This is a genomic window from Kangiella geojedonensis (assembly GCF_000981765.1).
Lineage (GTDB): Bacteria > Pseudomonadota > Gammaproteobacteria > Enterobacterales > Kangiellaceae > Kangiella > Kangiella geojedonensis.
Genome location: NZ_CP010975.1, coordinates 1978099 through 1991032 on the forward strand (window position 1 = coordinate 1978099; position 12934 = coordinate 1991032).

A 12934-nucleotide genomic window follows, 5' to 3' on the forward strand; every position below is an offset into this window, starting at 1 on the left:
AAATAATCTAATATTGCAATGTTGCTCTTTATACCCATGCAACAATGCAACTTAGTCTAACTTCCCTTTTGCCTTCAAATATTTAAACTTTCTACTGATAGTAGACTTATTAACTCCAAGTTCCTCTGCTATTTCTGATTGGTTTAGCCCTTCCCCACTTAGCTTTCTAATTTTTAATAACTCAGAATCTTGTTTTTTTTGCCACTGCCACTGATAGCCCTCTTTATCTTCTATTTCCAATCTAGCCTCTATTGGCTCAGCATCTTCGCCACTAAACCCTCTGGCTTTCTCAAAGTGTACTTCAAATCTTGCACCATCAGACTGTTTGTAGTCATCTGGGTGCTTTAGTGCTACAACCGTATCTAACGTATCTTCTCTTTTACTTGTACCACGCTGTCCTCCTCCCTTACCTGAGTGATGCACAAACAATACTGACCTACCCTCAGCTCTCAGTCTTAATGCCCACCCTTCAGTTATTCTCCAACTTTCTGCCTCGTTCTCATTACCTGTACGGCAAAGCGTAGAAATATTATCGACAACAATTAAATCTACATCTGTAAAGTGTTTTAGTCGCGCTAATGAGCAAGGATCTGATAAGTCAGGCATTGCACCGCTTTGCTCATCGGGTGTCATTATTCGTAAATTATCACCCGGTATTAACCCGGTACGCTTTTGTATTTGTTTTAGCCTTGTTTGTAAGTCAGCAGAAGGCATTTCCCCATCAATATATAAAACTTTAACTGGTCTAGGTGCTTTCCAACCTAAGAATTCGCCACCTGTAGCTAATGCCACAGCTACTTCTAATGCAAAGTGTGTTTTACCCACACCCCTTGGAGCATAAACCATTGCTAAACCTTGTTTTGGTAGCCATGGTGCTAATAGTAACTCTCTAGGTGGTATTTTCTTTTTTAAGAACTCACCAATCTTTGAGACTTTAAAAGCAGGTGCGATATCATGTTCAGCCTTTGCCCAATTACCATCAAACTCTTCTGCTTCTCGATTAGTAGTAGGGATATGTTGATTAGGCATCATAACCTCCCTGCACCGTTTGATTATCCAAGAAAGTTGATAGGTCTTTGCTTCTATAGCGTATATATCGCCCTACTTTAATATAAGGCAAGGGATAGCGGTTCTCACAACGCCATACTGCTAAAGTGTGCTCAGTAACCCCTAAGATTTCAGAAACCTCTTTAGGCGTTAATAATGATTCTTGTGAATTTAGATTCATGGTAACTGCTCCAAATGTAGTTGAATGTATGGAGCAGATACTAGAATTTATTATGTTGAAATGTGTGATCCCTAACGTTAGCGATCTGATCGCTAACTATTCAAGAGTGCTTATTGCATCTCTAATGTGCCTTGCCATAGTTTGTTGATTAAATGGAATTTCTCCATCAGGCCACCATATTAAAGACTTTTCATCTATAACCTTAGCTACTTTAGGCGCACTTACTTTTCCAGCAGTCTTGCACTGCTCTGGGAACTTAACCAACACTGCAACAACGGCACGAAACATTAACTCGCGATCATCTGAGTATTTCTTTGCTTTTCTTGGCTTGATATGGCTTGTACTAGCTTTCTGTAAATACTCTTTTATTGCCCCGCTAAACACTCTAGGTTTAGGGAATTCTTTAGCCTCTACCCAATCTATGAAGTCCTCTTTCATAATTCGCCAGTCAGAGGGCTTAGCTTCTGGATTTAAGACTTTCAAGCTAGTTAAATAATCCGACTTGATACATTTTTTTACGTCTTCTGTATAAAAGTCTTTTCTTAAACTAGGCCAGTCTGTTGGTATAACTCCCATTAACAATGGTATAGCCTCTCTATCAATAAGCCATGTATCTGCTTTAAAATAATTAACTACTCTTTGCACAAATAAACTAGAGTTGTTGGTATATTCTTCATATCTATCTTTAGCTTGGTTATAACTAGTTTCATAGAACTTATCTAAAGTTTGCCCAAAGACTTCCAGCGGATTATCAATTTTCTTATTCACATATCCTCCTATTTAACCTAATGTTGCTACCGCATCAGCCCTGTGCTCTGGTGCTAGGTGTGCGTATCTTAATGTTGTATTCATATCAGCATGACCGCATAGCTCTCGCACCGTATTAAGCGGTACGCCATTCATAACCAGTTTTGAGGCAAAGTCATGCCTCATGTCATGCCATCTAAAGTTAGGTATCTCTGCTTGCTTTAATATGGAGGCCCATGACTTTTTAACGTTTGTTAGTTTCGTGCCGTTATGGGATGGGAATACTAAAGGATTACTTTTATCGCATTGGTCATGCCATGCCTTTAATGCGGTGTATGCGGTATTATTAAGCGGTATATGACGGGTTCTGCTAGACTTTGCATTCTCTGCTCTTACGGTTAAAACCCGGTTATTCATGTCTACGTCATGCCATGTTAAAGCGAACAACTCACCGCGTCTTAACCCGGTTTTAAGCGATAAAATAATCATTGGAGTCATTCGATCCCCATAAGCATGGGGTGTTAGATCGGGTAACAAGGGGTAGTTTCTTTGTTTACGCCACTCATTACCCCTTTGACGTTCTTCTTTTAATGCGGTATCCCGGTCACTAAGTACCCTATATAACCGGGTTTCTTCACCGGGCGACAGATACCGTACTAATGGGGTAGTACCCGTTTTTAATGCCTTTAGTTTTTGTAAGGGATGCTCAGAGATAACTTCCCATTCAACTGCTTTAGTCAGCAAACCTCTAAGAGAAGCGACTTGCCTATTAACTGTGGTCGGCTTGATACCATCCCCCAAACGATCTTTACGCCATGCCTCAACCCTTCTTACAGTTATCTCTTCTAACGGGGTATTCATGAAGCAAGCATAACGCGAACGGATTAAGGACATAGTGCCTTTACCGTATTTATGGTGGGTTAATATCCAAGGCTCATACAGTTCATCAATAAACGCACCAAGCCTTCTATTTTTTGTAGCTTCGGCTTCCTTTCTTTGTTTAACCTTTTCACTCTGAACATCTATCCCTTTCATGATGTCTGAGTATCTTTGTTGAGCAACCGATCTGGCATTGGCTGGAGTCATGTTATCGACTGCACCAAGCCTAATTCTTCTTCTAAGGTTTTGTGAGTTTCTATAGGTAAAGTAATAGCTCTTTTTGCCAGTTGGTTGAACCCTAACTAACAGCCCTGTCATCTCATCATCATGCACTTCATAAGGACGGGGTTTTGGCTCTAATTCTTCTACTAATGCCTTGGTAATCCGTTTTTTCACCGTTTTTAAACATTTCGTAAGTCCACCGTAAGTCCAATATAGATGAATTTAGCTGAATAAAAGATGAACACCCATGAAACAAGACATCTTTGTAAAGCATTGTTTTAATTGATTTTATAGCGATTTACAAAGAAATTCGATTGATTAAATTTCATACAGATTCATGGCCAGATCGCTTTCATAATGCTGGGGTCGGTGGTTCAAGTCCACCCATAGCTACCATATTAAAAAAGGCTTACAGAGCAATCTGTAAGCCTTTTTTATTGCCTTGGATTTATGTAAGTCCACCGTAAGTCCATTCTTATAATTAACTCTGACCCCATTTATTGAACCCCAGTACTTAAATCTGCTATTTCACTATACTTCAGAGTAGATATCTTTCAAATTCCCAATCATATTATTAGCTGCTACTTTATTTAAATTTCTTATATACTCTTCATGTACAGCTTGAAAATCATCTATTTCTTTTTTACTTGATTTTTTCCATTTGAAATAAAAAAATAAACCCTTTGTAGTGAAGTATGGAGTATTACCCCAATATTTAATGGCACCAATTTCCCTCAATGACTCAAGTAAATCGTGATCGACATTATTAAGATCTTCAGTAGAGCGCATTCTGGTGATTTCATCCTCATATAATTTGAAAACTTCCTTATTCAGATCACTGTTTGATTGCTCAAACCACATAGAAATTATTTCATGATCTAGGCGAGTTTCACTACTATTTGCAAGAAGTCGAAGATAATAATTATCAATTAAAGCATAGAATGCATTCGAATACTTTCGATTTTCTATTACTAGATATCTATCTCTTTTATCTAAAGCAGCGTCAACTTTACCGAGAGCGAGCTTGAAAGCTCCATAAATAAAATGAAAAAGAACCCCTACAACAATATATAACAAAAAAATTCCTGCAGATTTTAATAGAGGGTAAAATAGTAAATCATAAACATTAAAGTAACCTTCTAGAACTCCTACTTTGCTAGCAAAGGACCCTTTTAAAGAAAACAAGCCTATCAAAAGTTTCCAGTTATGAAATATCCATGCTGTGATAAAAAAAACTATATAGGGGCTAGATAACCTTTCTTTAATTCCAGCCGCAGTTTCAGATATTACATTGTGTTCTCCCAAAACAATATTCCCTATTTGTGAAAATAAATTTTAATATAACACATTATTCATTAACTCCAATCTTAGAGTAGGTAACTGTTTTTAATCAGCTTTAATAATAATTGGGGTAATAATTGGGGTCAGAGTACAATTTCTTTAAAGACACTGAATCCCGCGGTTAAATCGCGGGATGACACCTGTGCTAAATCTTCCTTGCTCTAAACTTTTTGCCTTTCATTTTGCCGCCGTTTAGGAGTTGTAGTGCAGCGTCGAGGATGTCGCTTTTGACGGCGACGTAGGCCCAGCTGTTGGCGATTTGGATTTTGCCGACGTCGTTGCCTTCGATACGGTAGTCTGCTGTGAGTGCGCCTAAAATATCACCGGGGCGGAGTTTTTGCTTTTTGCCACCGTCGATTTGGATGGTGGACATGGGGGCTTTGTAAGTTGGCTGGTTTAGCAGCTTGGTGTCAGGTAGTCCAAAGGTTTCAATGTCTTGCCCAAGATATTCCTCAAGGCGTTTTAATTTATGTTTTTCTTTACCGATGACGATTGAGGCTGCGTTGCCTTTGTTACCAGCGCGGCCAGTACGCCCGATACGGTGGACGTGGATTTCTGGATCGCTGGCGATGTGGTAGTTAATCACTAAATCGAGCGAGTCGATATCAAGACCGCGTGCCGCGACGTCAGTGGCGACCATAATCGAGACGCTGTTGTTGGTGAAACGCACTAGAGCTTGGTCACGTTCTTTTTGGTCCAAGTCGCCATGCAACGCTAGCACGCTAAAGCCGTAACTTTTTAGGTACTGGGTTAAGTCTTTGACGTGGCGCTTGGTGTTGCAAAAGATCACGGTGGAGTCTGGGCGATGTTGTAGCAGTAATAATCTCACGGCGACGTCTCGCTCACCTTCGTCGCTGATGCGGTAGAAGTCCTGCTCGATGGTAGAGCCGGTATGTTGCTCTTCTAGTTTCACCGTTACTGACTCAACCATAATATGGTCAGCCATGGACTGAATTTCTTTAGGGTAAGTAGCGCTGAATAGCAGCGTTTGTCGTGCGCGCGGAATTTCAGCGACGATAGCTTCCATCGCATCTTCAAAGCCCATGTCTAGCATTCTGTCGGCTTCATCTAAGACTAAGGTAGAGACTGAATCCAGATCTAGGGTTTGCTTTTCCAGATGATCCATAATTCGCCCAGGCGTGCCGACGACAATGTGAGCACCGAACTTTAACGAATCAGCCTGCGGTCTTAGCGGCGTACCACCACACAAGGTTAGTACTTTAATATTAGGAATGGGTCGCGCTAGACGGCGAATTTCTTCCGCCACCTGCTCCGCCAGTTCACGGGTCGGACACATCACCACCGATTGCACCGAGAATTTTTTTGGCTCTAATTTTTGTAGCATCCCGAGACCGAACACGGCTGTTTTACCCGAGCCAGTTTTGGCCTGAGCGATCACGTCTTTACCTTCTAACACATGCGGTAAGGCTTGCTCTTGGATCGGCGTCATGCCCTCGAAGCCTAACTCGGCAAGGTTGGCTATTAACTCTTGTTTTAGCGGTAAGGTGTTAAAGGCGACGTGACTCATGATGGTATCCTAGTATATTCGAGATAAGGCATTCATACAGTGAAAATGCTTCGGTCTTGTTGAGCTACCTTCAGAACTGAGATATCGCACGCAGTAAGGCAGAGAAATCGGCTTTTGGCCTGTGTGAATTATAAACAGTGGTTGACGCTTATGAAAGGCTTAATCCCAGTTTGTCTAACAAAGATTGGCTGATATGGTCAATGAGCTGCGCCGATACCATGGAGCGTTACAAAAAAGCCGTGCTAAACACGGCTTTTGAAGAGAGACTTTGTTATTGCGCTTGATCTGCAAGCCAACGAGTATAAGTCCAACCACTGTTCTTCTGTCCATCGATCTCAAAATTGATTTTTATTTTCTCAAAAGGAAACTCACCCTGCCCCTTCGAATACAACTCTTTTGCTCTTAGAGTGTACTCGCCAAGCTCTTCAATAGTTACCGTAACTGCTGAAGCGGACTTATTGGCTGTGCATTTTCCACTATTTAAAAACTCAGTAACCTCGGCATTATTCGACTTACCTCTGAGCAATATATCCAGACTCGTTACATGAAGCGGTGTTTTACAACTGACAAACACATTGTTGGGTTTAATATTTAGTTTTTCGCCGATCAACTCATCAAACTTTGGATCATACGATAAACCTAACCAACGTGGGTCATCGGTCAATACGCGCCCTCGGTCGGTTGACGCTACATCATCAAATAAAACGCGGTACTGTTTACCATCGATGTCAATATGAAGGGTAATGTCTTGCTTTAGATCCCCTTCTTCCAGCTCATCAAACTCAACTTTGGCCAATGTTGCGTTGTCCCAGCCACCGTTCATCTTACCGTAAGCAATGATTTCATTGACTGCTTCGCTAGTTTTTCGCTTTTGTTTTGCCACCCGCTGACTAACCTCTTGTGGGCTAGGCTTTTTGCTGGTCGCTTTTTGCTTGTTGCCTTCGGATATTAACCAGTAGTAATCATCTTCATTTGCATTAAGTTTGATAATAGCTTCTGATTGACCTTGTTTTAACTGTTCAAACAGTCTCTCACCAAATGCTTTAGGATCTTCAGTACCACCACACGCTACAAGTAAAGCCGACACGCTTAATGCGCCAAGAGTTTTGGAAAAATTCATAAATTCCCCGAATTATAATTTATTAAGTTTTAATGATTTTATTAATGTTAAGACGAAATCTTTAGTTATCGTCTTAGGCAAGCCAGAATGAAGTATAGATATCCCACTGATTAATATCAATTTTTATTGCATAAGCAATCACTATTGTAACTTTGTCTTAATTATCGACTCACTGTGTAACGTTTTATGCACGGGGCATAAATCTGCGATTTCCAGCAGTCGCTGGCGTTGTTCTGGTGTGATGTCTCCTTCGATACTAATGGTCCTTGCGAACTGGTCCACTTTGGCAGTCTTGTCTTTACAGTGATCGCAATCTTCGGCATGTACCTTGTCGTGGCTGACGTTGACGATGACCTTGGATACTTCGAGTTTCTTGCGGCGTGCATACATATTTAAAGTCATGGCGGTACAGGTACCTAATGCAGTCGATAAGTAATCATACGGTGTTGGACCTAGATTGGTGCCACCCAGCCGTTCTGGTTCATCCGCGAGAAACTCATGACCATTGGCATTAACATGGTTTAAGAAGCCTTCACTGGTTTGTGCGGCGACCACCACGTTATCTTTTGCTTCGGGTATTTCGGTTTTTTCTTTAAGGTCGATGTACCGTCTCGCCCAGCTTGCTAGGACATGGCCCGCATACATTGAATCTTCGGTCTTGCTGATGAGGTGGTCGGCTTTATCCAGCGTAATAAAACTCTTAGGATGTAACGCTGATTTGTAAATTGTCTCCGCTTCACTAATCGATACTGTGTCGTCAATCGGCGAATGCATCACCATCAAGGCTTTGCCCAGACTGCGATAATCCATTTTGTGGTTATGAACGTCATCGACAAAACATTGTTTGAAAGTGAAAGGACGGCCTGCTAAATGTACCGTTGCTTGCCCTTCTTGCTTTAAGGTTTCAAGCTCAGACTCTAAATGGTGCAGCACATGCTCAGGGGATGCTGGCGAGCCGAGAGTAGCGACAGCTTTTGCCGACGGAATATTTTTAGCAGCCGCTAATATCGCGGTGCCTCCTAAAGAATGTCCTACGATGATCTGTGGTGCTTCGTATTCTTGGCCTAAAAACTCAGCCGCATCTATCAGATCATTAACGTTGGTGGTAAAACTGGTGTCCGCAAAGTCACCCTTACTCGCGCCCAGCCCTGTAAAGTCAAAACGCAAGGTCGCAATTCCTTCGTCGGCCAGCGCATTCGCGATATTCACCGCTGAATTGATATTCTTAGTGCAGGTAAAGCAATGAGCAAAGAGCGCATAAGCTTGGGTGACTCGATGCTCGGGGAAGTGAATCACCCCCGATAAGTTAAAGCCATCTTTTGTGGTAAAGTTTACTTTCTTCTGCATCAGACCATCTCCTTTCGTTCGACATTAACTATCAGATGGCTAAGCGCTGCTTTTGTTACAAAGCCATCACTCCCCTGCTCTAAAGAGTCATACCCATTTCACTGTGCAACTGATCAATCAAGTCATCCACGTCATTGGAGTTTAGCAGGTACTTGGCGATAACTTCCTTACCGCCATCCTTAGTGTTTACAGCAATATGATAATACTGCTTATCGCCGGAACTCATGTTGCTGGCACGCGTGATTTTCTCTATATCACTTTTATTGAAGCGATAGGTTTTATTAAATAGCGCACCTTTTTTACAGATTAACTCTCCAGAGCTGACCGCAATTCGACTTCTAAAGAGCAACATGTTTAGACCAATTAAAAACACAATAAACCCGATTCCACCAAAGGCTATCAGGAAAAGATAGCTGGTTTCAGCGATGAAGATACCTAACCCGATGGAGAAAAACACCAGGCCAAAGGTTAATGTGGATATACCTAAGGCTTTATGTCGAAATGGTCGGAAGTAATATTCCTTGCCGTAATTAGAAAAGGATTCGATAACATCGAGGTAACGCCAGTTACCGCCTTTAGACGGTGCAGTCTCGTCAGAACCCTGCTCACTAAACAAATCTTCTTGTGGCGGCTCGATTTCCAATCGATGCGCGACGACAAACGCTGGCAGTTCAAACAGAAGCTGTAAATCTGGCCCTTTTTGTTTTTGCTCAACCTTTAGAATCCATTCAATCCTGTTATTAATATCCGAGTCACTCGACTCCGGCCACCCTTCTGGAATCTTGACTTCAAAGTCCACGGCAAACTGTCGCGACTGATGTTGCTGTACCGTGAGCCTTTGATCATCCTGCCATAGGAGTTTAGTGGTGGTTCTGGTTTCTTTACCGCTGCGACGACGCGTTACTTTTTGGCAACTCAGGGTTAGCATGACCTCACGTTCCTTGAGATCACCATTAATAATGATGGTTCCAGAGTTACGCCCGCCGATTACTAAAGGCGTTTGCTTTAACACCAGCTTTGAATCACCAAACGCTTTCTCCCTACGGTAGTAAATTACCACCAAGGCTATGAGGCCTAAACCAACGAGCGGAAATAAAAACACCAAGAGTTGTAGAGGTTCTTTTAAATAATTGCCCTCATGAAGCACCGCGATAGTGCCCGGCAGAGAAATCAGGTTCCAAATAATGGCGAAGCCCAGCATGACTTTAAAAGCACCTTTAGTTTTGCACTTGAAATCATTACCCTGCCACTCTTTGCGCCATAACCAAGGTTCTTCACTGTGCGCTTCCTGCAAGACTTCTTTCTCAGCTAAGCGCTTAGCGCCCCAGCGACTCCACAGCATGATTCCGAGACCGATACCACCGAATACCAATAAGAAGATAGAGTGAAAGCCCAACATTCCCCAGCGCATGGTTCTATCGAGCACACTTTCTTGCGGGTTTTCTGGGTTCACGTAGGCTTTGAGTTTCTTCTGACTACTGGCACGCTGTAGGTTACGGTAGAGCTGCTTCTGGTAGCTACCGATATTATCTGTGCCCGAATAAAAAGTCACTTGGTTCGATTGGTAGTCGTTGCCATTAAAACGATATCGATAGGAGCCTTTTACGCCATAGGTCGTGCTGCCGTCATCGGTAGAAGATACTTGCTCTAAGTTAATTATCTTCGCCTCTACAACAGACCAATCTTGCGCTCGCCAGACGTTAACGCTGGAGAAGAGTCCCCAAATAAAGATACCCAGCCCAGCAATAAAAAATATGCCGCCAAAGGCGGTTAAACAGCCTGTTCCTTTTTTCATGACACCAACTCTTTAGGTTAATTACCTCTAAAGTAGCAGAATTGGTCTAATTAAAACAACATCTTAGAGCATGAATCCGGCATCCTAAAAAAGGGTTAACCCATTAGGGCGATAGGCAGCATAAGCCTCTCACCGTATAAATATAAGGGTAGCTTACTCATAAACTACAACCACCTACTGAAGGAGCAGAAAAATGAATCAACCAGAACGCACCCTTTATAAAGGGCAAAAATTAGTTGCTGTAATAGAAGATGAGACCAACGGTCAAATGCTCATGAAGCGTGAATATGAAATACTCGATGTCCCAGAAGATGGTGACCTTGAGAAAGGTTTAAAAACACAACTGGTGAACGAAGAATGGGGCTCGCCTGAAGCAAAAGCGATACACTCAGTCAAAGCTGAGAAGGGCGATCCAGCCAAAACCGCTTTAGAAGTCACTAAGTTCGCTTGGGACTTTATCAAAGATAATAAAGCTGTCAGTAACGCTAAAGACACCACGACATCAATTATCATCAAAGGCACGGACCCGCTCGACTACGAAAAGGCACGCGAAGGAAAAAGTGTTGATGTCCGCTTCTATGTTCACGACTCTATTATCAAGGATTGGATTCTAGTCGATACGACCTCTCGTCTGGAAGGAACCTACCACGCTACACCGTCCAAACCTGACATCGCTAATGGACACTACATGCCTTCTGTCCACTTCAATGTGGTTAAGATTTTTGTAGCCTTTTCATTCCGCCTAGATGCTCATGCTGAAGTGACAGCACCATCAAACCTTGGCACCAAGGATAATGTTCAACCCCAAGTTAAGATCCATGCCAAGTTTAAGGTTAACTGGTTCGACAGCAAGACTCATACAGCGACATTTATCGCTAATGGTGTGGGTGGCTTTAGATTTGCGGGGTGGAATTAATACTGGACTTGCCACTAAAAAAGAGGGCCTCGCCCTCTTTTATCACGTTACCAATGACTACTAGGACACCGAAACGTTAACTACCTTGATGTCACCGTCTTGAACCATCAAATGCAAAAAAGCTAAATACTCATTGCCTGATATCGTATACCACTGCTTCCAGTATAGACGTGCATCGGTTGCTTTACGCACAACCCCCATCAGCTCTCTTTCTGCAAAATACCCCAAGACCTTCTGGTAGCTTTTACATTGTTGTTCAAAATTCTCTTCAGTCACAATACGCTTCATATTATCGCTAAAATCGCGTACATGGCGCTCATAATCAATGTCCGTCGAAGCTTGCATTAAGTTATCCATAATCGGTTCTGCAATCGACAAAATTTCAGATTCCGACATTTCTAACCAATTCATAAGCGCTCCAAATCAATATTCATAAGAATTTATTAATAGCTTAACACTATCTCTCGCTGTCCTTATTTGAAAATACTTAAAAAGCACGATTGTTTCAAATTATTGATTCGCTATCTGGTAGTACCCCTTCTCCTCAAAAAAACGTTACAATAGCGCCATATTTTTGTTTGGAGTTGTTTTTGTATGATTATTAAACCAAAAGTACGTGGCTTTGTTTGTACCACGTCGCACCCTCAGGGCTGTATTGCTCACGTTAATGAGCAAATTGAATATGTTAAAAATAATAAGCCTGAAGTGACGGCTGATAGCCCTAAGAATGTATTGGTTATCGGTTCTTCAACGGGTTACGGCTTGGCCTCACGCATCGTATCAGCGTTTGGCTATGGCGCAAAAACCTTAGGTTTATTCTTCGAAAAAGAAGCATCCGAGAAGAAAACTGGCACAGCTGGCTGGTACAACAATCGTGGCTTTGAACTTGCGGCTGATGAAGCTGGCCTTTGGAATAAGTCGATTAATGGCGATGCTTTCTCACATCAAGCAAAAGAAGACGCGATTAAAATCATTAAAGAAGAGATGGGCAAAATCGATCTAGTGGTTTATTCGTTAGCCTCTCCTCGTCGCCAAGATCCTGACTCTGGCGAAGTGTACAAGTCAGTGCTTAAGCCTATCGGCGAAGCGGTGACTGAGAAAACTTTGAATACTGATAAAGGCTTGGTTCACGATATTTCGATTGAGCCAGCGAGCGAAGAAGATATTCAAAACACCATTAAAGTGATGGGCGGCGAAGACTGGGAGCTTTGGATGAAAGCTCTAGACGAAGCTGGCGTCCTTGCGGATAACGTCAAAACCACTGCTTACACCTATATTGGTAAAAAGCTGACTTGGCCTATTTATGGTCACGCCACGATTGGTAAGGCGAAAGAAGATCTGGATCGTGCCTCTCATGCAATTCATGAAAAGCTACAGGAAAAATACAACGGTTCTGCGAACGTCTCAGTACTGAAAGCGGTAGTAACACAGGCCAGCTCAGCCATTCCAGTGATGCCTTTGTATATTTCATTGCTTTACAAAGTGATGAAGGAAAATGGCGTCCACGAAGGGCCTATCGAGCAGATTCGTGAGTTAATCGTTGATCAAATGTATGGCGATAATGCGATTTACGATGATACTCGTCGCTTCCGTGTCGATCTGAAAGAACTGGACGACAAGATTCAAGAAGAAGTTGAGCGCCTGTGGGACATTGCCTCTACTGAGAACATTGATGAGATCTCGGACTACAAAGGCTATCAGCACGAATTCTTCAAGCTGTTTGGTTTTGAAGTCGATGGCGTGGATTACGATAAAGAGACCAGTCCAATCGTATAATTCATACTTCGTTACTGGTACAAAAAAGGCACCTT

Annotated in this window: 12 protein-coding genes; 2 read left to right on the forward strand and 10 right to left on the reverse strand. The window is 42.3% G+C overall.

What is annotated here, in order from left to right:
• Nucleotides 1-51: 51 nt before the first annotated feature.
• From TQ33_RS08940 to TQ33_RS08980, 9 genes are all read right to left on the reverse strand, one after another.
• Nucleotides 52-1032: an AAA family ATPase gene (locus TQ33_RS08940; protein WP_218915761.1), complete on the reverse strand. Its 981-nt coding sequence runs from the start codon at nt 1030-1032 to the stop codon at nt 52-54.
• A complete protein-coding gene (locus TQ33_RS08945) occupies nt 1022-1228 on the reverse strand; it encodes a helix-turn-helix domain-containing protein (RefSeq protein ID WP_046561746.1) in 207 nt (68 codons plus the stop codon). The genes TQ33_RS08940 and TQ33_RS08945 overlap by 11 nt, the downstream gene beginning before the upstream one ends.
• 96 nt (nt 1229-1324) lie before the next feature.
• Nucleotides 1325-1996 (reverse strand): hypothetical protein, encoded by a 672-nt coding sequence (locus TQ33_RS08950; RefSeq protein WP_046561747.1) that lies wholly within the window; start codon nt 1994-1996, stop codon nt 1325-1327.
• 12 nt (nt 1997-2008) lie between these two features.
• Entirely contained in the window at nt 2009-3250 is a 1242-nt protein-coding gene (locus TQ33_RS08955) for a site-specific integrase (RefSeq protein WP_046561748.1), read from the reverse strand.
• A gap of 357 nt (nt 3251-3607) precedes the next feature.
• A complete protein-coding gene (locus TQ33_RS08960; RefSeq protein WP_046561749.1) occupies nt 3608-4381 on the reverse strand; it encodes a hypothetical protein in 774 nt (257 codons plus the stop codon).
• 181 nt (nt 4382-4562) lie between these two features.
• Nucleotides 4563-5945: an ATP-dependent RNA helicase DbpA gene (dbpA, locus tag TQ33_RS08965; RefSeq protein WP_046561750.1), complete on the reverse strand. Its 1383-nt coding sequence runs from the start codon at nt 5943-5945 to the stop codon at nt 4563-4565.
• A gap of 271 nt (nt 5946-6216) precedes the next feature.
• Nucleotides 6217-7065, reverse strand: a complete 849-nt coding sequence (locus TQ33_RS08970) for a hypothetical protein (protein WP_046561751.1) — start codon at nt 7063-7065, stop codon at nt 6217-6219.
• A gap of 141 nt (nt 7066-7206) precedes the next feature.
• Nucleotides 7207-8412 (reverse strand): bifunctional alpha/beta hydrolase/OsmC family protein, encoded by a 1206-nt coding sequence (locus tag TQ33_RS08975; RefSeq protein WP_046561752.1) that lies wholly within the window; start codon nt 8410-8412, stop codon nt 7207-7209.
• 79 nt (nt 8413-8491) lie between these two features.
• Entirely contained in the window at nt 8492-10207 is a 1716-nt protein-coding gene (locus TQ33_RS08980) for a DUF3592 domain-containing protein (protein ID WP_046561753.1), read from the reverse strand.
• A 193-nt stretch (nt 10208-10400) separates the two neighbouring features.
• On the opposite strand from TQ33_RS08980, the gene TQ33_RS08985 reads away from it, so the two are divergent.
• The gene (locus TQ33_RS08985; protein ID WP_046561754.1) at nt 10401-11123 is read left to right on the forward strand and encodes a hypothetical protein; all 723 of its coding nucleotides are present in this window, start codon (nt 10401-10403) and stop codon (nt 11121-11123) included.
• Between the two features lie 60 nt (nt 11124-11183).
• Here the strand turns inward: TQ33_RS08985 and TQ33_RS08990 are convergent, their stop codons facing one another.
• Nucleotides 11184-11534, reverse strand: a complete 351-nt coding sequence (locus TQ33_RS08990) for a hypothetical protein (RefSeq protein WP_046561755.1) — start codon at nt 11532-11534, stop codon at nt 11184-11186.
• A 183-nt stretch (nt 11535-11717) separates the two neighbouring features.
• Here TQ33_RS08990 and fabV point away from each other — a divergent pair, with 183 nt between their 5' ends.
• Complete coding sequence (gene fabV / locus TQ33_RS08995; protein ID WP_046561756.1) at nt 11718-12899, forward strand: enoyl-ACP reductase FabV; 1182 nt, start codon at nt 11718-11720, stop codon at nt 12897-12899.
• The last annotated feature ends 35 nt before the right edge of the window (nt 12900-12934 follow it).